Annotated in this window: 15 protein-coding genes and 4 tRNA genes; 3 read left to right on the forward strand and 16 right to left on the reverse strand. The window is 39.6% G+C overall.

What is annotated here, in order from left to right; genetic code table 11:
• Positions 1-14: 14 nt before the first annotated feature.
• Positions 15-3395, reverse strand: a complete 3381-nt coding sequence (gene secA / locus BVC88_RS00855) for a preprotein translocase subunit SecA (protein WP_075348755.1) — start codon at positions 3393-3395, stop codon at positions 15-17.
• Between the two features lie 101 nt (positions 3396-3496).
• Entirely contained in the window at positions 3497-4270 is a 774-nt protein-coding gene (gene dapF / locus BVC88_RS00860; protein WP_075348756.1) for a diaminopimelate epimerase, read from the reverse strand.
• 174 nt (positions 4271-4444) lie between these two features.
• Here dapF and BVC88_RS00865 point away from each other — a divergent pair, with 174 nt between their 5' ends.
• Positions 4445-5203 carry a superoxide dismutase gene (locus tag BVC88_RS00865; RefSeq protein WP_075348757.1) on the forward strand — a complete coding sequence of 253 codons (759 nt, stop codon included), beginning with the start codon at positions 4445-4447 and terminating at the stop codon, positions 5201-5203.
• A 78-nt stretch (positions 5204-5281) separates the two neighbouring features.
• Positions 5282-5749 carry a pyrophosphohydrolase domain-containing protein gene (locus BVC88_RS00870; RefSeq protein WP_075348758.1) on the forward strand — a complete coding sequence of 156 codons (468 nt, stop codon included), beginning with the start codon at positions 5282-5284 and terminating at the stop codon, positions 5747-5749.
• Here BVC88_RS00870 and BVC88_RS00875 read toward each other — a convergent pair whose 3' ends face one another.
• The 11 genes from BVC88_RS00875 to mutS all read right to left on the reverse strand — a co-directional run bounded on the left by BVC88_RS00875 (position 5750) and on the right by mutS (position 18420).
• Positions 5750-6595, reverse strand: a complete 846-nt coding sequence (locus BVC88_RS00875; RefSeq protein WP_075348759.1) for a mechanosensitive ion channel family protein — start codon at positions 6593-6595, stop codon at positions 5750-5752.
• A gap of 186 nt (positions 6596-6781) precedes the next feature.
• Positions 6782-6865 (reverse strand) — tRNA-Leu (locus BVC88_RS00880).
• 68 nt (positions 6866-6933) lie between these two features.
• Positions 6934-7006 (reverse strand) — tRNA-Gly (locus tag BVC88_RS00885).
• Positions 7007-7135: 129 nt separating this feature from the next.
• Positions 7136-9673: a hypothetical protein gene (locus tag BVC88_RS00890; protein WP_075348760.1), complete on the reverse strand. Its 2538-nt coding sequence runs from the start codon at positions 9671-9673 to the stop codon at positions 7136-7138.
• An 85-nt stretch (positions 9674-9758) separates the two neighbouring features.
• Positions 9759-10505, reverse strand: coding sequence for a tetratricopeptide repeat protein (locus tag BVC88_RS00895; protein ID WP_075348761.1), 747 nt, complete (start codon positions 10503-10505; stop codon positions 9759-9761).
• 4 nt (positions 10506-10509) lie between these two features.
• Complete coding sequence (locus BVC88_RS00900; protein WP_075348762.1) at positions 10510-11073, reverse strand: RNA polymerase sigma factor; 564 nt, start codon at positions 11071-11073, stop codon at positions 10510-10512.
• A 135-nt stretch (positions 11074-11208) separates the two neighbouring features.
• Positions 11209-14415 (reverse strand): CHAT domain-containing protein, encoded by a 3207-nt coding sequence (locus BVC88_RS00905; protein WP_075348763.1) that lies wholly within the window; start codon positions 14413-14415, stop codon positions 11209-11211.
• Between the two features lie 179 nt (positions 14416-14594).
• A tRNA-Leu gene (locus BVC88_RS00910) sits at positions 14595-14678 on the reverse strand.
• Between the two features lie 68 nt (positions 14679-14746).
• Positions 14747-14819 (reverse strand) — tRNA-Gly (locus tag BVC88_RS00915).
• 140 nt (positions 14820-14959) lie between these two features.
• Complete coding sequence (locus tag BVC88_RS00920; protein WP_075348764.1) at positions 14960-15757, reverse strand: LuxR C-terminal-related transcriptional regulator; 798 nt, start codon at positions 15755-15757, stop codon at positions 14960-14962.
• A gap of 56 nt (positions 15758-15813) precedes the next feature.
• A complete protein-coding gene (gene mutS, locus BVC88_RS00925) occupies positions 15814-18420 on the reverse strand; it encodes a DNA mismatch repair protein MutS (RefSeq protein WP_075348765.1) in 2607 nt (868 codons plus the stop codon).
• An 85-nt stretch (positions 18421-18505) separates the two neighbouring features.
• On the opposite strand from mutS, the gene BVC88_RS00930 reads away from it, so the two are divergent.
• On the forward strand, positions 18506-19039 hold the full coding sequence (locus tag BVC88_RS00930) for an RNA methyltransferase (protein WP_075348766.1): 534 nt from the start codon (positions 18506-18508) through the stop codon (positions 19037-19039).
• Here BVC88_RS00930 and BVC88_RS00935 read toward each other — a convergent pair.
• From BVC88_RS00935 to BVC88_RS00945, 3 genes are read right to left on the reverse strand one after another with little or no spacing between them, the layout of a single operon-like run.
• Complete coding sequence (locus tag BVC88_RS00935) at positions 19036-19449, reverse strand: hypothetical protein (protein ID WP_075348767.1); 414 nt, start codon at positions 19447-19449, stop codon at positions 19036-19038. The genes BVC88_RS00930 and BVC88_RS00935 overlap by 4 nt on opposite strands.
• A 28-nt stretch (positions 19450-19477) precedes the next feature.
• Positions 19478-19936, reverse strand: coding sequence for a PaaI family thioesterase (locus BVC88_RS00940; protein ID WP_075348768.1), 459 nt, complete (start codon positions 19934-19936; stop codon positions 19478-19480).
• 10 nt (positions 19937-19946) lie between these two features.
• The gene (locus BVC88_RS00945; protein WP_075348769.1) at positions 19947-20531 is read right to left on the reverse strand and encodes a hypothetical protein; all 585 of its coding nucleotides are present in this window, start codon (positions 20529-20531) and stop codon (positions 19947-19949) included.

A 20531-nucleotide genomic window follows, 5' to 3' on the forward strand; every position in this document is an offset into this window, starting at 1 on the left:
TCTCATCGTTCTTTTTAATTTTCTATAATTACACAATTACCTTCCTGCACGTCCTGTTCCACACTTTTATATTTCACGTCTTTTTTCGTGGTACCATTCGAATATTGAACAGTAACTTTATCATTTCGCCCGTAGGCTTTATCTGATTTTCGAGGCGCTACAACTTGTGGAGCTGGTCTTCCTGCATTCGCCGCAGCTACTGCTGCACGGTTAGCTCCTGGATTCAGGGTACTTGATACTTCTGCCTTTGAAGCCTGAACTTGAGGTTCAGCCTGTTTTCTCGGCTGTGCGGCATTTACTTGAGAAGGATCTTGCTTAGGTAAATCCGCTCTGGTCAGGAAGGAAATCATATCTTCATTCAACTTGCCAATGAATCGCTTAAACATTTCAAATGCCTCAAACTTGTAAATCAAAAGAGGATCCTTTTGCTCATAAACAGCATTTTGAACTGACTGTTTCAAGTCATCCATATCTCGAAGATGTTCTTTCCAGTTTTGATCTATAATGGCAAGCGTAACATTCTTTTCGATGGATCTCACAAGCTCTGCTCCTTCATTTGATAGCATAGAATCTAGATTGACTACGACGCCAATTTGCTTCATCCCATCCGATATCGGAACCATAATGTCCTTGACAGTTGCCCCACGCTCTTCGTTAACTCTTTTGAAAATTGGAAGTGCGGTCAGCATTATCTGATTATTCTTCTGCTGATATGTTTCAAAAGCAAGTGTATAAAGCTCTTGTGTAAGGGTATTGGCATCTTTGCTCTTGAGATCATTTTCTGTGATTGAGAAATCAACCCCCAAGGTCGTGAACGCATTCATCCGAAGATTTTCTGCATCCTCTGTGGATTTAGCCATATCAATTAGGCTTTCACTTACGTCAAAGATGACGTTCAGAATATCCAATTCCAGTCTATCCCCTTTCAGTGCATTTCTTCTCTTCTTATAAACAACCTCTCTCTGGGAATTCATGACATCGTCATATTCCAAAAGTCGCTTTCTAGTGCCGAAGTTGTTTTCTTCCACTTTTCGCTGAGCTCGCTCAATAGACTTAGTAATCATACTATGCTGAATCACTTCACCCTCATCAAGACCCATTCGATCCATCAATTTGGCGATACGGTCTGACCCGAATAATCGCATCAAACTATCTTCCAATGACACAAAGAATTGAGATGATCCGACATCTCCTTGTCGACCTGATCGACCTCTAAGCTGCCGATCGACACGACGAGACTCATGACGCTCAGTACCGATAATCGCCAATCCTCCGGCTTTTTTGGATTCCGGGGAAAGTTTTATATCCGTACCTCTACCCGCCATGTTAGTGGCAATAGTTACAGTTCCACTTTGACCTGCTGCCGCGACTACATCTGCTTCTTTGGCATGTTGCTTTGCATTCAATACCTGATGAGGAATCTTTTTCAAAGTAAGCATTCTGCTAAGTACTTCTGAGATTTCTACAGAGGTGGTACCCACCAATACTGGTCTTCCGGCGGCCACCAACTCATTGATCTCATCCACCACCGCATTGAATTTCTCACGCACGGTCTTGTAGACTTTGTCCTCCTTATCATCTCGTTGGATTACCCGATTGGTAGGGATTACTACCACATCAAGTTTGTATATCTCCCAGAATTCTCCAGCCTCCGTCTCGGCAGTTCCGGTCATACCAGCAAGCTTGTGATACATTCGGAAGTAATTCTGAAGAGTAATGGTGGCATAGGTCTGTGTAGCATCTTCGACCTTCACGTTCTCCTTGGCTTCGATCGCTTGGTGCAGTCCATCTGAATAACGACGCCCCTCCATCACACGACCAGTCTGCTCATCGACGATTTTCACTTTGCCGTCCACCAAAATATATTCGGTGTCTCGCTCAAACATACAGTAAGCTTTAAGCAATTGGTTTACAGTATGTATTCGCTGTGCTTTTACGCTGTAGTCTTTAATTGCTTCTTCCTTACGGATCAGTTTTTCTTTGTCATCGATCTCTTCGGATTTTTCCAAGTCAGCGATGACAATTCCGATATCCGGTAAAATGAAAAAGTCAGGATTTTCATTTTTGGTAGTCATCGTTTCGATACCCCGATCGGTCAAATCGACAACATTGGTCTTTTCATCTATGGTAAACAATAGCGGCTCATCTGCTTCTGGCATATTCCGCTTATTGTCCTGCAAGTAGAAATTTTCTGTTTTCTGAAGGATTACTCTTATTCCTGGCTCAGATAGGTATTTGATCAAAGGCTTATACTTTGGCATTCCTCGAAAAGCTCTAAACAAAGCTAGACCACCATCCTTATCATTTCCATCAGCAATTTGTTTTTTGGCGGCAGTTAGGAAACCTTGAACCAATTTCCGTTGCTCATCCACTAGTGCTGAAACCCTTGGTTTCATATCATCAAATTCATGGACATCCCCTTTTGGCACCGGTCCTGAGATAATCAATGGCGTTCGAGCATCATCAATCAATACCGAATCGACCTCATCAATCATAGCAAAATGATGCTTTCCCTGAACTAGATCACCAGCCTCACGAGCCATATTATCTCTCAGGTAGTCAAAGCCAAATTCGTTATTGGTACCATATACGATATCACTTGCATATGCTTTTTTCCTACCAGCAGAATTTGGAGTGTATTTATCAATACAATCCACAGTAAGACCATGGAATTCAAAAAGTGGCGCATTCCATTCAGAGTCACGCTTTGCTAAGTAGTCATTTACCGTCACGATATGAACACCTCTTCCAGCTAAGGCATTTAAAAATGCAGGCAATGTAGAAACCAAAGTTTTACCTTCACCTGTTGCCATCTCGGCAATTTTTCCTTTGTGAAGCACCATGCCACCAATTAGCTGGACATCGTAGTGAACCATGTCCCAAACGACTTCCGTCCCTGCAGCAAGCCACTTATTATGCCAGATCGCATCTTCTCCCTGTATTTCTACATTAGCTTTCACCGCAGCAATTTCCCGATCGCGTAGATTGGCTTTTACGACTAATTTGCCAACTTCCTTCAATCTTCTGGCAGTCTCTTTTACAACAGCAAATGCTGTAGGAAGAACTTTCTGAAGAATTTCTTCTAATGCCTGATCCCGGTCTTTTTCAATTTGATCTATTTGATTGAAAAGCTGATCTTTTTCATGAATCGCAGTGGCAGGCAATTCATCCACCTTAGCTCTGATATCAATGATTTTTTGATCGAACTCCTGCAAGTGATCATTGATCTGAGATTTGATCTCTTGGGTTTTTGCCCGGAGTTGTTCATCACTGATTCCTTTCAAACCATCAAAAACTGTATTGATTTCCTTGACGATTGGCAATAACTCCTTAATATCTCTATCAGACTTGGTTCCAAATACTTTAGCAAGTCCTTTTGCTATAAAATCTAACATGTTGGTCTTTTGTAATTCTCAAATGAAGGGTTAAAATTAAGCCCTTTTTATTATAAATGATACTAATGCCAAGGTCGGTTATGATCCTTTCTTAGCCTTTTTTATACTGTAATTTGCCCTTTAAATACCTGTTTGGCAGGCCCAATCAGCCAAATATCTTGGAAGGTACCATCCGGTAAGGATTGAAATTTTACGGATAATTGGCCCCCAAGGGTGTTAATTTTCACATTACTTGTAGGTTTATCTTTGGAAAACGCGATCGCTGCGGCCGTCACTCCGGTACCGCAAGAGAGTGTCTCATCCTCTACGCCTCGTTCATAAGTTCGAACGAACAATTCATCAACATCTATTTTTTCTACGAAATTCACATTAGTCCCCGCAGGAGCATATTCCTGATCGAATCTCACTTCTTTTCCCTTCTCATAGACGGGATATTCCCTCACTTTTTCAACAAATCGAATATGATGGGGAGATCCTGTATTGACAAAGATATCATCGCCCTTTTTTTCTAAGGTCTCAACATCACCCATCTTTAATTGCACTAACCCATCTTCAATAACCGCCTCATGTGGTCCATCAATTGCCAGAAAATTAGTTTTATGATGTACTATTCCGAGAAATTCCGAGAAAGCAACAGCACAGCGGGCCCCATTTCCACACATACTTTGGCTACCGTCCGCATTGAAGTAAATCATCTCAAAATCAAGGTCTGCATGATTTCGAATGAGAATCAGGCCATCTGCACCCACACCAAAACGACGATCACAAAGTTTGGAAATTAGATCCAAATCAGTCAAATCAAATACTTCATTCCGATCATCGATCATGACAAAGTCATTTCCTGTACCCTGATATTTATAAAAAGAGATTTCCATAAATTTTTATTATTGAAAAGAAAGGCAAAAACCTATCCAAGGTATTTGAGTGATACAAACTTAAACAACTTGTCAGAAAATCAGACTTATTGTCTGATTGCCAATTTCCAATCAATCGATTTAATGGTTAATTTCAGGTTTACAAAAAAACTTGAAACCTAAATCCAATACCTGATGAATACTCCTGAGAATTTAATCACCAGAAGATTGTTTCTGTCTAACACATCCAAGGCGAGCATCGCTTTGGGGCTTGCTGGGACAGGAATTTTGAGTGCTTGCGCAACAGATGCAAATGGTGACGAGAAGGCTATCTTAGCTACCAGTTTCACTCAGACACCTTTAGCATATGAATTTACTGCTTTGGCCCCCAATATTGATGCGATGACCATGGAAATCCATTATACCAAGCATGCTGCCGGCTATGCTAAAAATCTTGGAGAAGCTATCGTAGAAGAAAAAGTAGATACAAATAAGCCGTTGGAAGATGTTCTGAGCAAAATATCAAGCTATTCTACCAAGATGCGAAACAATGGAGGTGGGCATTATAATCATGAATTGTTTTGGAAAGTAATGAGTCCAACAGGTGGTGGGAAGCCTGAAGGCGACTTGGCAGCAGCAATTGATTCTTCTTTTGGAAGTTATGATGCATTTGTAACCGAATTTGAAACAGCTGCAAAAACACGGTTTGGATCAGGCTGGGCTTGGCTGGTATTAGGAGAGGATAAAAAACTTGCCATTGGATCTACTCCAAATCAAGACAATCCATTGATGGATATTTCTGATTTCAAGGGAACCCCACTTTTAGGATTAGATGTATGGGAACACGCCTATTATCTGAATTACCAAAACAGAAGGCCGGATTACGTCTCCGCATTTTGGAATGTGTTGGACTGGAATACTGTCAGCCAGCGATTTGCTGCAGCTTCTATATAAAATTCTTACTATTGAAACCAAAAAAGACCGGAAATTCCGGTCTTTTTCATTTATTTCAAGAATTCAAAAATCAAAATCATGCAAGACCCTAAGTCACTTTCTTCAGTAGCTTTATTCCACGAAACCTTCAAGCATCCAATTGTATCGGATCCGGCTATACCGTCTGAAACACGATGTAACCTTCGGGTCTCATTGTTGGCTGAAGAGCTCAAAGAACTGGAAGAAGCCATAGAAAATAAAGATTTGGTAGAAATCGCCGATGCCCTTTGCGATTTACAATACGTACTTTCAGGTGCGATTCTGGAGTTTGGATTAGGAGAAAAATTCAAAACCCTTTTTGATGAAGTACAGCGTTCTAATATGAGCAAAGCCTGTAAAACTGAAGAAGAAGCCAAGGCGACCGTAGTTCATTACGAGTCAAAAGGAACACCTTGCTTTTATGAAAAAGAGGGTGATCTATTTTTGGTATTTAGAGAAGGAGATCACAAAACTTTGAAATCTGTAAATTATTCTCCGGCGGATTTGAAGGGAATACTTGAGAAATAACTAAGAGGTCTTCAGGTTTTTTCCCTGATGGTTTTTCAATTCAATAATTCGGGCCGGCAGATTGTAGCCGGCCTTTTCTAATGCCGTCAAGACTTCCAAAATGGCATTACTTTTAACCACTACATCCAAAATACCACGATCGAAGGTATCCACCCAAATGGTTACTTGAAGATTCAAAGTGCTTTCAACAAGATCAGACACCCAGACATTTGGACTTTTCTGATCAGACAGTACTCCAGGAACTTTTGAGACAGTATTTAAAATCAGTTCCATCGCTGCCTTGTAATCAGAGCCATAGTCCAGGCCGATGATAAAATCATAACGTAGAAATCCATCTATCGTAAAGTTGATGAGTGGGTTTTTTATTATTGTAGCATTAGGTATAAAAACATCTTTTCCATCGTTTGTCTTAATCTGCGTATCTCTAAGGTTTAGGGAAAGGATTTGCCCACGAAATCCATTTATATCCACAAAATCTCCGATCCGAAAAGGGGGCTTAAATGCAAGTATTATCCCAGACAGGAAATTCTCACCGATATCCTTCAAAGCAAAACCAATAATGAAGGCTGAGATTCCGGCTCCTGTTAATACACCGGTGACCACACCTGTTAGTCCCACAAAGCGAAAAACGATCATAAAACCAACTAGGATGATTATTAGTCTAAAAACGACTGATATAAAATTCGCCAAAAGTGGATCATTCATTCTTTTGAGTAATCTCCTTTTGAGAAGCTTTTGAAGGGTATTAGCCAAAAAAAAGAAGACAATGATAATTCCCAAAGAGATCCCAAATGTCTTCAGTGTACCATAAGTGTCATCCAGATTTATATCGAAAAATGTTTCCATAAAGTAAAGTAGAAAAAAGAGACCTTCTCTACAAGCTTCACCTAAACCAAGACAGGGGAATTAGATTTCAAAAAGTTTTTTTATCACTTTAAACCAAGAATAAGTTTGATTTCTAGCCTGAGTTGAAATTAAATGAAAATTAAAAACCTGTAAATACAAAAAGCCCCGTATTTCTACGAGGCTTTGTACCAGGAGCGGGAATCGAACCCGCACGGGATTGCTCCCACAAGATTTTAAGTCTTGCGTGTCTACCTATTCCACCATCCCGGCTTCACTCCGGCATACCGGAGCTACTTGTTAACCGAAACAAGAAAGCCCTTGAATCAAGGGCTTTTTTGAGCGGGAGACGAGATTCGAACTCGCGACCCCGACCTTGGCAAGGTCGTGCTCTACCAGCTGAGCTACTCTCGCTTTTCACATACCCAGAACTTGATCTGGGCGTATTGTGAAATTTTCAAAATCAATCATAGGGCTCAAAATAAAAAAAATAACACCGCGTGTGAACCCGGTGCTATCTAAACCTGCTCTTACGTTCTTAAATTATTTAAGAGTAATGACAACATTTGCCATGCCTCCACCGGATAAGGATGAAGCTATCCACTCTGGTAGATATGGATCACAAGACGAAGGTTGTGCACTACACCACGTGGCTCCTAAAGAATAGTAATAACTTCCTCCACTAATACCTTTGGAATCGCTCTCTGGCCATGCATAATAGCTTGGAGGGCTTCCTCCATTTGCCCAAGATACTGTTTTGTTTTCGTAGGGGTGCTTGTAAGGTGTTTTGAAGCCGTAAGTTGTTACCGTATAAGTTTTTGCTTCTGAGTTAACTGGAACAATCACTAATGCATGAACCCCTGCGCTATAACCTCCACCAGGAGACGTTATCTTATAACTTTTTGCTGTTACTGGAACATTCAGAATGATTTTCTTAGGGTCGTTATTGACCTTTACTTTACCTGTGACCTCTTCTCTAAGAATCCAATCGCCAGAACCAGGAACCCTAAAATAGATACTGGCTTTGATGTCTTCTATACCTTCCAATACATCTCCATCTAGCGCTTGATAGTTAATAGCATTGCCTCTAGTCGTGGCTATGGTGTTTTTCCCATCAAACATGCCATGCTTGCCTTCGGTGGACCATTCCACCTTATATTCCAAGGCACTGGTGCTCACGATGTCATTGACATTATCACTTCGCTCGAGGTAGAGTCGGACAGAGTGTTTCTGTTTACCACTTAAGGTAATGCCATCTGGTTTCATTTGAAGTTTCTGCTTTTTGACATTGATTTTAGCAGTAGCGCTACCTATCCATGTCAATTGATCACCTTTTTTGATATAAACTTCCACCGTGACTTTTTCAAAATTGTTCTCTTCTAGATTACTCGAATTCACCTCACTTCTGAAATTAACCGACGGGGAGGTAGTTTCAATGCTTGGCCCCTTGAGTCCTCCTGTTGCGGTGATTACTCCAAACTTGCCAGTAGTAGACCATTTATATAGGAAGGATTGACCAGTTGAAAGTTGGGTTGCAGTCTCCGCTTTCAAGGGTACGTTGGTGAAGGGTACCGTAGACTCTTCCGCGGGGTTAATTTTAACATCACCTCGAATAGCTTTTACATCGAATAAATCAATTCTATTTGACATTTTTACCTCAGCAGTGAGCTTTCCAAAATCCAGTATTTTCACTGCACCTTCTACAATTTTTAGAATTTTCAGATATCTTGCTACTGACGCTTGATTCACATAGTCCCTATTCAAATCAATTTCGATTCCCGTAGGGTTTTTGCTCCAATAGTTCACTTGTTCTTTAACAAAATCTTCTAAAAACTTCTTACCTGTAACTTCAGTATTAAAGGCTTTCACAACGGCCAACCCTGCCTCAGACCAATTTCCTTTTTCTATAAGTTCCCAAATGACTGTATTTTGACTTAAGAAAAATTCAAATGCTTCTAGACCTATTCCTTCTTTTTGGCCTTTAGCTTTAGAAAAAATTTCAGAAAGGATAGGTGTGATGATGTCAAAATAAACTTGCTTGATCATTAATTTTCGCCAAGTTTCCTGTTCCTTTTGGGTCATCAATGGAGAAGAGGCAGGATTTAAAGAGGTCCCAATTACCCTAACGAAGTAGGTTGCTTCGCTTTGATTATCACCTAATGGGATTGGTACAGCTCCTGTTTCCACCATTGCATATTTTATCCCATTGCCAGTGGCCCAATCCACCACTGTACCAATCAAGCCACTAAATGCATTGGTCGGCCCTACTTCGACCTCTCTTTCAATTTTTGTATCTTCTCTTACTGAATTGTTGATTACAACCTCCTCAGTTGAACCATTTAGTTTATATGCTTTTTGATAGATAAATGCATGGGCCCTTCTTCGATAGACATTTCTGATTTTTACAGTTTGGACATCATTTTCAAAAATCTGAATTCCACTTTGAAACCCACCAGGATTAACGTTGATCTGCCTGGCCCGAGAATCCAGAACCTCTCCATTATTTTTATACTGTTCTAATAAGGCAGTCAAATCTTGCTGAAATTTAAGATTTTCAATATAAAGAATATCACTCCGCAATCCTGCGTCGACTGTTGTCTTAAATTCCGTGTAACCGGGAAGCGTGACGGATGGACTTAAAAAATTATTACCAACCTCGATGGGCATGTAAAAAACACCTAAGCCAAGGTAAAATAATGCCTGGGCGGTGGTCTCTGTGGTGATGATCTTGTTCTTAGCATTGAGAACTCCCATCATGATCAGATTATCAGCCTCATCAAACAGATAAGCCATCCTGTTGACTGAATCTGGTAAGACGGCTTTCGATTTTCCATCAGCCGAAACCGGAAAAGTCATTAAACCTGTAGAAAGAGTCGCCTTGGACAAGTCAACATTTACTCCTGCTGGCAAGGATACGCTGATATCCACTGTTTGGGCTATTACGGTGGTCGTACCACCACCGCCGTTAGGAGGGTTCCCAGAGTCTGGAGTAGGAGGGGTAGGTTCTTCTGGATCAGTACAAGAGAAAGCCAGCACTGAAAAAAGGATAAAAATCCATTTGAAGAGTTGTAAGTTTTTCATGGTAAAAGTCGTTTATACTTCTCCATCGAAAAACTTGGAATAGGTCATCAAAAATTGATAAAATAATTTATATGACCCAAAAAGCCTATTCTTCCATTTCCTGCAACTTCGAGATCAGACCCTCTGCCTCATCTCTATCTGAAGCGTTCAAGTAAAAAATTGCTTCTTGATATTTATGTTCTTTGATCTTGATTAGGCCCAAATACCAATTGGCATCTTGCACAAACAGACTGTTGCCATCAAGGATTACTTGCTCAAGCAGAAGCTTACCCTCATCTAAAGATTCCAATTGCAAATAATCCATAGCCACGAAATACAGAAGCGTGTCATTTTTGGGGGATAAATCCAGAAGTGGCTTCCAAAACTCCAGCGATTTGGCGTATTCTCCAGACTTGTATTCGATCATACCTCTGTCAAATTCATAATCTTCTGAATCAGACATCATCGAAGTCAATCCTGGGTCTTTAGCATAATAGGCCGTAAATAGTCGCTCAGAACTGGAATCAAACCAACCAGACCAAAATCCCACCCCAGCAGTAATTACAATAAAAAGAGAAGCTGCCGCCGTCCAAATCCATCTTGTATTCAAAAACCGGTGTTGGCTTTGCTTTGAGGCCAATCCTTGATGGAATTCTTCTAACTGAGACTTCATTGCTACGCGCTCTATCCCTTCCCTCAGAATCATTACTTGGCTTAGCTTTTCCTTCCAAAGGGCCTCTTCCTTTAATCTATTTTCAAATGCAGACAGAGCGTCTCCTGAAAGATTTCCGTCTAGATAATCTTCCAATGCACTATACTCTTCTAAGGATATATTTACTGGTTCTTTCAGCATGATTTTATTTTTGTAAAACAAACTTCCGTAGCTTTTCCATGCAGCGGTATTTGTTGTTTTTGACAGTCTGGGTTGTCCATCCAAAGGTTGTAGCCATTTCTTCCATGCTCTTTTTTAAGAAATAAAAGCTTTTCAGCAGTTCTTGGCAATCACTACCGAGCTTTGATAAGGCATGTTCTACCTGTTCATATTTATCCTCCATACTTTCCCCCACTGGCTCAGATGCCTGATTCAGGAAAAAGGAATCTTCTTGTTTTCGATCTCTTTTGAATCGAGAAGAACGAACCCAATCCAACCATTTATTCTTGGCCACTTGATATAAATACCCTTGCACTGCAGACTGATTGGTAGGAATAAAAGCTCCTTTTTTGACATTTTGCCATAGTACCAAAAAGGCTTCTTGATAAATGTCTTTTGCCTCGTCTTCATTCCCATGATTGGCCTGTACAAACTTCCTCACCTTGGGAAAACCATCTTCATAAATTTGCCTAAGCACCAAGGCATCATTTAGACAAATCGCCTGAGTAATTTCATCTTGAGAAAGGGACTTAAAAATATCTTTCGGCATTCTATTAACAATTGCCAAAAAGATACAATTAAATGGTTTTCAAGCAAAGAAATCATGTCTATTGAGTACAAAAGACTTTACTAAATACCCAAGTTAACCTGACTATATATTCATCGAATTATTCAGAAAAGGTCATCAAGAAAGGCTACTCTTTTTCTTTCTAATGTATATTAGGAGCAAAACGCCCAATAGAATTACAAATGCAAATCCTAAAAGCCATTTCAAATTTCTAACTGGCTGTAATACAATCGGACTGGAATCGCCCATAGTAATCAGCCCTGCCCAAAATTCTGGTGAAAGTGCTCGTCCTTCTGCGATGGACAAATAATCCAGCTTAGCCTGTCTCAGCGCTTCATCCTTAGACATGCCATCTGCAAGATATTCGTAGAAGCTTGCAGCGATTTTGGAACTCGCTTCCTCGTCTATTTTCCAAAGTCCGATCAACAGACTCTTACTCCCCGCATAATTAAAAGCATGTGCCAAGGAGATCATACCTTCACCTGGTTGATAAATTGGTTTCCCTGTTTCGCAAGCGATCAGCACCGCCAATTCCGAGCTGAGATCCATCTGATAGATATCTTTAGCAAAAAGAGAGTTCTCCTCATTTTCAGAGGTTTTTGCAAAAATGAGCCTTGAAAATTCAGGACTTAAGTTATCGGACTCAGCATGTGTGCCTATATGCAAGACTCTATATTGGCCAGCTTCCTCAGCAAATTGATCTCGGGTAGAAGTTTTTTGGGAATAAACAGTTCCTCCAAATAATTTTTTAAGCTTATCCACCAACCTTTCAGTAAATGGCTGAGGAATCAGTTTCATATAGGATCTATCAATCTGAAGACTATCCTTGATCGAGGATAAATACTCAGCTTTCATTTCATCAAAAAAACCAGGAGCAAAAGCTACAAAATTGGATTTGTAAGACTGGATCTTCGCTGAATAGTTGAATAATAGTGTACTATAATGATAGGATATACTATGTTTAGCCAAGAGAGAGTTCTCACGTAATTCCCTATAATCTGATATCAATACAGGCGTTAGTATCTCAAAGCTTAGATTAAACAGCGCACCATCTGGAATGATCATTACACGCTGAGTCTTAATTTGAGAAGCCAGAGGCATCCAGAGGCTCTTATAAAGGCTATTTAGATTGGCGAAAGAGTTGGATTTATTATTCCATTCTTGCTGATAATTGGAAATAACTTTTTTGGCATTTGGATAGTCCAACTCAAAAAAATGAAGTTTTCTATCTTTCTTGGAGAGCACCAAGGCCACTAATCCTTCTCCTATTTGCAAATACCTTATAACCGTAGTTTCTATAGGAAGACTCTCCCAAATATTACTCATCGTGTAGTCTAGCGAAGCGTACCTGAATTCATAATACGCTGGATAGGTAGTTCTGGCTTTTTGAAGAAACTTTTCCCAAGCTGAGATCGCACTAAGATATTGCGCTACACCTCCATCTTGTTGATTGATTGCTTTGCGCATTTTGTCCTTTAGTGCCCGTTCTTCTTCGAAAAAAGAAGCAGGTAGTGAGCCAAATCTTGAGACATCAATCTGGTCAAGCCTGGCCCTTACTTTCTGATAGAATGTCGACTCGTGAAGAATCAATAGCCTCACGAGGAACTCTTGGTGAGGAGATTTTTTGTATAATTCCAAATAGAGTTGCTCCAGAAATCCAAAATACGCAGCGTTTTCAGTGATTAACAATGCCCTATCTTCATCGGCATCAAGGAAGGTTTTTCTTCGCTCTATCACCTTCAGTCCTTCTTCCAACTCTTTGACCATTCCCTCTAGCTCTTCTACAGAAGGGTTTGACTTGCCCAAAAATCTTGATTTTGTACTTAGCAGAATCGCTTGCGGCTTATAGCGCTCATTTTGCAATGAATCCAAAAATGACGAATTAGTATTGAACTGATTTTCCAACGTATTCAAAGCAATATAACTCCACTTAGAAGCTTCCTCATAGTTACCAACAGTCAAATACACTTCACCAATGTTCAGTTCCTGCTCGAATGCTATCAGATTACTTTCCCCTAAATTACTTTTCACATAGGTATATGCTTCCAAAGCTATCTGAACAGCTTCTTTGCCTTGATTTTGTCTAGCCATAAACGCTGAGAAATCCTTGAGAAATCCCAGATATATAAGGTCAAATTCATCCCGAAAGACCTCATTGAAGAGATTATGTGCCTTACGATAATAGTTTTCTGCAAGTTCAAGGTTTTCATATCCATCCTCAATCCTGGCCAATGCGTACCATCCATCTGCTTCATAATCGAGGTAGATTCCATCCATATTTTCCAGACCTTGAATGCCTTTTATTATGATTTTCCTAGCTTTTTCTGGCTCTGCCTGATCAAGGTATAATTGACCTAAAATAATCTCAGAAAGAAAAATGTCTTTACTTTCTTCGCTTAACTCTGCTTTTTTGCCTGCATAAGAAAACTCCATCAGACTCTGGGACTTTCGATAATTGCCTAGGCCTTTATAGATACCACCAAGATTGTCCAATGCCTGGAAGTAAAATTCCCTTGCACTCAGCCGCTGGGCTGGATCTTTTTCTACTTCTACATATGCCATCAGTTTTTCGATTGTCATATTCATAGAAGCAATAGCCTCAGTTGTTTTCCCTTGACCTGATTGCACACCAGAAAGGTTGTTGAAAACTATAGCTGGTCGATAAAAAGAATTCCGAGGTGAAGGCTCTGTCTTTTCCAATGCCTGAATGCATTTATTGTAATAATATTCTGCTGAATCAAGCTTAGATGCGAAATAGGCCATATTACCCAAATAGCTGTTAATCTTATAAATGGATTCAGGATCAGGATCGTTTTCAAGGAGTTTTTGAGCTATTCCCAAATGTTTTTTCGCAGTAGGAATATCCATTGTATTGACTGCATAAGACCCCAAATTCACTTGCAGCATCCCCAATTCTTGCATAGAAACATTAGGTTGTTTTTGGGCATGGTCAAAGGCGGTAATTTGGGCACGATATGCTTTCTCTAGCAATCCAATGTATTGGTACCAAGATGCAGCAGCCAGATAAAGGTCTTTTTTAACCTTGTGAGAAATGAGGATTTTGTCCCAGTCAGCTAGTTGAGCATCCACCATTTGAATAGCAGATTTTTCATCATAAAGTTTTAATTGGATTCTGCCATATACTTCTAGATAATCTGGCAATTTACCCGTTTTCTCATCTGCTACCAGATGTTGAAATAGTAGTTGAATTCGCCTATTAGCCTCATTTTCTTGCTTAGCAGCTATTAGGCTATCTAGCTCTACTATTGTCTGAGCACCTACAGAAAAAGAACAAAAAATTAAAATGCAAAAATGGTAACGCATAAAACAGGATTATAGGAATTAAACCTACTGAAATTATTTATAATTTATGTTGAGAAAGAAACCTGAAAAAAGATCTGTTTTTTCCCCAAGTACTAATCGAAAAAATAGTAAAAGGTCATCCAGGGAAAACTTAAAAATACCTAAAACACAAAAAGCCCCGTATTTCTACGAGGCTCTTGTACCAGGAGCGGGAATCGAACCCGCACGGGATTGCTCCCACAAGATTTTAAGTCTTGCGTGTCTACCTATTCCACCATCCCGGCTTCACTCCGGCATACCGGAGCTACTTGGTAACCGAAACAAGAAAGCCCTTGAATCAAGGGCTTTTTTGAGCGGGAGACGAGATTCGAACTCGCGACCCCGACCTTGGCAAGGTCGTGCTCTACCAGCTGAGCTACTCTCGCTTTTCACATACCCAGAACTTGATCTGAGCGTATTGTGGATGCAAAGGTAAGCTACTGAAATAAAATTACAAGAATTCAGCAGTTAATTTTTTTCTAAATCTTACTCATTTAATAGCTATCCCTTGATTTTCAAGTCTCTATCAGAAATCATAGGAGGCAAGAATTTTTATCATCTCACCCATATTTCTTGCATTTAGTTTCTTTAGGATGTTCTTTCTATGAGTTCCCACCGTATTCATGGAGATATTCAGTAATTCGCTCACCTCTATGGATTTTTTTCCATCCAATATCATTTGAGCTATTTCCTTTTCCTTTTTAGTCAGTTTTACATTATTATCTTTTGGGGAACTTTTGCTCACATAAACTCTTGACCCATCTTCCTTTTGATAAGAATAATTCCAATCATAGCTCGTTACCTTAGGCTGATTTTTTAATTGTATGATAATATGCAAATCAATCGCAAAATTCCCATCAGAATCTATCAAAAAGGGTTTGGCTTTCCCAACAGTCCAAATAATCTCATTAGTGGTCCTGTGTACCCAACGAGTAGTGTAAGAGAACTCAAAGCTATGGCGCTCCTTCATGGTCAATTGATGAAAAACGTCAAAGACAATTTTCTGGAATCGAAATAACTCTGGTCTATCATCAGGATGAATCATAGAAAAAGAAGCCTCCATTCCTTTTTCACGAAAGATAGATTCGGGATAGCCAGTGATTTCTTCAACATTTCCTGTGAAAAAAGCTAAATCCAAATTTCGGTAGTCAAAACAAGCAATAACGAAACCTTCCCGCATTCCAATGTTTTTACTCAAAATCTCTAATTCTTGCAAAACTTTTGATTCATCCGGGTGGTCTTTAAACTCCTGTTTCTGCCACTCTTTGAAAAACTTGGTGTACTTGTCTTGCCTCTTTAAGTCCTTTAAAAGTACTTTATCCATAGAAATACATTCTATTACGCTTTTTTACAAATTAAATATAAGGAAAATGAACCTAATCAGCCTTCTATTTTCTTTTTGATTTCGTGCAGCTTCAAAAGTGCCTCTATTGGAGAAATAGCGTTTATATCAATTTTATCAATCATTTCTTTAGCCTCTTGGAACTTTGGATCTAGCTCAAACATGCTTAACTGATAGTTGTTTTTGGGTATTGATTTAAGGTTTTCTTTGCTCTTCTTTACCGATTTGTCATGCTCCAAATGGGACATTATCTCAGAAGCTCTGAGCACAATGGGATTTGGCATACCTGCCATTTGAGCTACATGAATTCCAAAGCTATGTTCGCTGCCGCCAGCTTTGAGCTTTCTCATGAAAATCACCTTGTCACCTACTTCTTTAACCGATACATTGAAATTTTTGATTTTTGGAAAATCTGAAGCTAATTGATTCAATTCATGGTAATGAGTCGCAAAAAGTGTCTTGGCCCTAAAAGTCGGATGATTATGCAAATATTCTACGATGGACCAAGCTATTGAAACACCATCGTAGGTAGATGTTCCTCTGCCTATTTCATCCATCAATACCAGACTTCGATCAGAGAGATTGTTCAAAATACTAGCTGTCTCTGTCATTTCAACCATGAAGGTGGATTCTCCTTTAGATAGATTGTCAGAGGCGCCTACCCGGGTAAAGACTTTATCAATGATACCTATCCTGGCGTAAGATGCCGGAACAAAGGATCCCATTTGAGCCATCAGAACAATTAAGGCTGTTTGCCTAAGCAAAGCAGATTTACCGGCCATGTTTGGCCCGGTGATGATGATAATTTGCTGGGTATCATTATCCAGATAAATATCATTCGGAACATAGTTTTCTCCTGGAGGAAGTTGCTTTTCGATGACTGGATGACGCCCCTCTTTTATTTCCAAGGTTTCAGTTTCAGAGATTTTAGGTCTGGCGTAATTGTTTTGTATGGCAACTTGCGCAAAAGAAAGCAGTGCATCCAAAGTCCCCAAGACTCTCGCATTTTGCTGAATTTCTGTAACAAACTGTGCTACTTCCTGTACCAAGGCCTGAAAATAGCGTTGCTCAATACCGACCATCTTTTCTTCTGCATTCAGAATCTTTTCTTCATATTCTTTCAATTCAGGAGTAATATATCGCTCCGCATTGACAAGCGTTTGCTTTCTGATCCACTCTTGAGGCACCTTATCACGATGGGCATGAGTCACCTCTAGATAATATCCAAAAACTTTGTTGAATGCTATTTTCAAGGAAGAAATACCGGTTTTTTCAACCTCTCTCTGCTGAATTTGGACTAGAAAATCCTTACCCGAAGTAGCTAGCCCACGGTATTCATCCAGTTCCTCATCAACTCCGTCGTTTATAATTCCCCCTTGATGCGTTAGCATTGGCGCATCTTCTTTCAGTTCCTTTTCAATTTTTTCCAGTAGAAACTCACAGGGATGCAGTTGATCAGAGAGTTTTTTTAGCGTAGGGTTTTTCTGGACTTTCAAAAGTTCTTTTATCGGAAGAGTAACCTTAAGGGCTCTTTTGATCTGATTGATTTCTCTGGGGTTTGCACGACCAACCACCACTTTCGAAATCAATCGCTCCAAGTCACCTATTAATTTCATAGGGCTGATGATTTCTTCAATAAGGGCTGGATTTTGGTAAAAAAAGTCAACCACATTTAACCGCTCCTCAATCATTCCTTTTTCTTTCAAAGGAAGTACAAGCCACTTCTTCATCATTCTTGAACCCATTGGAGTCACCGTTTGGTCCAAGACTTGAATCAAAGGAACTCCTCCATCATGCTGTGGAAAAACCAGTTCCAGATTCCGAATGGTAAACTTATCTAACCAGACATATTTCTCTTCAGCAATTCTGGAAATGGCTGAAATATGCTGGATCTCCTTATGTTCGGTTTCTTCCAAATAATATAAAATAGCGCCAGCAGCGATCGTTCCCGATTGTAGTTCTTCTATTCCAAATCCTTTAAGGTTTGCAGTTCCAAAATGACTCTTTAATTTTTCGTAGGTAAAATCATATTGGTAAACCCAATCTTCACAATGAAAAGTGATAAACTCATTTTTCAATAATTCCGTGGCAGTCTTTTTAGCTGCTTTAGAATATATGATTTCTGCTGGGGCAAAGCTTTGAATTAGCTTTTCCAAATAGGGGAGTTTCCCTTCAGCACACATAAACTCTCCGGTAGAGAGGTCTAAAAAGGCGATTCCGTGAACATCTTTCCCAAAATAAATCGAAGCAAGGAAATTGTTTTTTTTGGTATCTAAAACTTGATCATTGAATGAAAGACCAGGGGTAACCAATTCGGTCACGCCACGCTTGACAATTCCTTTCACAGATTTTGGGTCTTCCAACTGATCGCAAATAGCTACCCGGTTGCCTGCTCTAACTAATTTTGGAAGGTAAGTATCCAGAGAATGATGTGGAAAACCTGCTAATTCGATATGTGAAGCTGCTCCATTTGCCCGTTTTGTCAAAACGATATCGAGAATCTTACTGGCACGGATCGCATCTTCTCCAAAAGTTTCATAAAAATCCCCAACCCGAAAAAGTAACAATGCTCCAGGGTGTTTTGCCTTGATCGCATTGTATTGTTTCATCAATGGGGTTTCGTTTCCGTCTTTGGACCTACTCATCGGGATATGCTTACTTTTGTGTTTGTAAAAAATTCTGGTGATTTAAGCCTGAAAATACGGCATTCAAATAGGAGAACAAAAAGGGATGAAAAAATTAAGCATGGAAGAGCTCGAAAGGCTCTCAATTGAGGAATTCAAGGAAGTAAAAAAGTCGCCAATAGTTTTGGTCTTAGATAATATCCGAAGTCTGAACAATGTTGGTTCGGCTTTTCGGACCGGAGACGCATTTCGTGTAGAAAAAATATACCTCTGCGGCATCACGGGTACACCACCACATCGAGACATACAAAAGACCGCTCTTGGAGCTACAGAATCTGTGGAATGGGAATACTTTTCGAACACAACTGAAGCCCTTGAGAAGCTTAAAACTGAAGGGTACATCAATTGTGCCTTAGAGCAAGTGGATCGATCCGTAATGCTTCAAAACTTTAAGCCAGACACAGCCAAAAAATATGCCTTGATTTTTGGAAATGAGGTTTTTGGAGTAGAAGAGGAAGTTCTTAAAGCCTGCGATCACGTGCTGGAAATACCACAACTGGGGACCAAACACTCCTTAAATATTTCAGTCACTTTAGGAATCGCAGTCTGGGATTTGATGGTAAAAATGGAGCAGTTTTAGTTCTTAGTGAATCGATACCTGATTCCAAAAGAACCTCTAAATAATGAGCTGTCATTAAATCCGATTATTGGCGCTCCTTCGATATGAAAGCCAAAATCTTTCTGCTCAAAAGGGTAAATATTCAATCCAACCGGGACCACTAGCCCTTCAAAACTCCCAACTCTAACTCCCAGTCCTGCATAAAACTCATATCTCTCCTCATTTTTTAAAATATAATTTCCGGCTAATTCCAAAGAAATATTCTCAAAGAATTGGTCAGTACCTATTCTAAATTCAGGGATAAAACGTTCACCAAACTGATAATTCACTCCAATGAAAGGGAGGTTGCTTTGGTGAAAAGATACAGTGGTTTGAGAAAAAGCGGATATAGTAAATAGTCCAAATAAGGCAATGAGAAGAGTTTTTTTCATTTGTATAAAGTTTATTATGTCAAATCTATTAGAGTCCTAGATCAATTAGCTTCACATGAGTCTTGATCATATTGCTGCTTGCTTTAGCTACGATTTTTCCAGAACCTTTTGTGATTACGGCTTCCCAATGATTTAGGTTAGATCCTAAACGGATTAATTTTGCTTCTACCTGTACTTTCTCGCCAAAATTGACTGATGAAAGAAAATCTACATTCAAATTGATTGAACTCATTAGATACTCAGACCCCAAAGAAAAATTTGCTAGTCCAATCACATCATCGAGCATCAAAGAAGAAATTCCTCCGTGCAAAATCCTTCCCGGGTTACAAAACTCTTCTCTAACTTCATACTCTAATTTTGAATAGCCATAATCTATTTCTAAAAGTGTTCCAGCAAGCCAATTTCCTGCAGGAGAAGGCGTATTAGTAAGTTTTTGGCCTATCATTTTTTTGAAAACTGCCAATTTTGAATTCATTTGTGCGGTCATAGTTTGAGAATTAGTCTGTCAGATTTTGAAAATCTTCCAAGATTGCGTTTAGTGCTTCCTTTTCTTTAGGTGTGGACCAAATTGGATTCCACCCCGAACTTGTTTGTATTTCTATCAAGTTTCCAGCTTCAATGGCCGGTTTCAAAATTTGAAAATAGTGCAAGTGATCTGATTTGTTGCCATTTTCAAAAGTGTAGCTTTTTGGCTTTTCGCTAGAAATAATTCTTAGTGTTATTGGCCAATTCAAGTTTATTGGCTCCAAATAAATGTATGCTTCATCTTTTGTCGGATTCAGAATAATCATCAAACCAATAGTCGGATTATTCTCCTCAAGGATCCGCTTTTTATGCCTGTAAACAGTCATTCCTGCGTCTCGACGGAGTTCTCGATCATACTGGATTGCTTTGACATTCTGAAAATACATCCTATTAGCAGATGTCATCACGAAACTTTGATCCTGCCCGGTATTATTTGCTCGGCGTTCATTAAAAAAGGACAAAATAAGAACGAGTCCCAAGGAGACTACCCCAAAAATCTTGATTATTCGAAGCAACTCAGGGGTAAAAACCGAATCTGAATTAGCTCTTTTGGACAT

This window comes from Algoriphagus marinus (assembly GCF_001936475.1).
In the GTDB taxonomy this organism is placed as follows: domain Bacteria; phylum Bacteroidota; class Bacteroidia; order Cytophagales; family Cyclobacteriaceae; genus Algoriphagus; species Algoriphagus marinus.

Bases quoted from the DNA above. Each gene is read 5' to 3' on its own strand.
- secA (WP_075348755.1), bottom strand. From the start codon at position 3,395: ATGTTAGATTTTATAGCAAAAGGACTTGCTAAAGTATTTGGAACCAAG.
- dapF (WP_075348756.1), bottom strand. From the start codon at position 4,270: ATGGAAATCTCTTTTTATAAATATCAGGGTACAGGAAATGACTTTGTC.
- BVC88_RS00865 (WP_075348757.1), top strand. From the start codon at position 4,445: ATGAATACTCCTGAGAATTTAATCACCAGAAGATTGTTTCTGTCTAAC.
- BVC88_RS00870 (WP_075348758.1), top strand. From the start codon at position 5,282: ATGCAAGACCCTAAGTCACTTTCTTCAGTAGCTTTATTCCACGAAACC.
- BVC88_RS00875 (WP_075348759.1), bottom strand. From the start codon at position 6,595: ATGGAAACATTTTTCGATATAAATCTGGATGACACTTATGGTACACTG.
- BVC88_RS00890 (WP_075348760.1), bottom strand. From the start codon at position 9,673: ATGAAAAACTTACAACTCTTCAAATGGATTTTTATCCTTTTTTCAGTG.
- BVC88_RS00895 (WP_075348761.1), bottom strand. From the start codon at position 10,505: ATGCTGAAAGAACCAGTAAATATATCCTTAGAAGAGTATAGTGCATTG.
- BVC88_RS00900 (WP_075348762.1), bottom strand. From the start codon at position 11,073: ATGCCGAAAGATATTTTTAAGTCCCTTTCTCAAGATGAAATTACTCAG.
- BVC88_RS00905 (WP_075348763.1), bottom strand. From the start codon at position 14,415: ATGCGTTACCATTTTTGCATTTTAATTTTTTGTTCTTTTTCTGTAGGT.
- BVC88_RS00920 (WP_075348764.1), bottom strand. From the start codon at position 15,757: ATGGATAAAGTACTTTTAAAGGACTTAAAGAGGCAAGACAAGTACACC.
- mutS (WP_075348765.1), bottom strand. From the start codon at position 18,420: ATGAGTAGGTCCAAAGACGGAAACGAAACCCCATTGATGAAACAATAC.
- BVC88_RS00930 (WP_075348766.1), top strand. From the start codon at position 18,506: ATGAAAAAATTAAGCATGGAAGAGCTCGAAAGGCTCTCAATTGAGGAA.
- BVC88_RS00935 (WP_075348767.1), bottom strand. From the start codon at position 19,449: ATGAAAAAAACTCTTCTCATTGCCTTATTTGGACTATTTACTATATCC.
- BVC88_RS00940 (WP_075348768.1), bottom strand. From the start codon at position 19,936: ATGACCGCACAAATGAATTCAAAATTGGCAGTTTTCAAAAAAATGATA.
- BVC88_RS00945 (WP_075348769.1), bottom strand. From the start codon at position 20,531: ATGTCCAAAAGAGCTAATTCAGATTCGGTTTTTACCCCTGAGTTGCTT.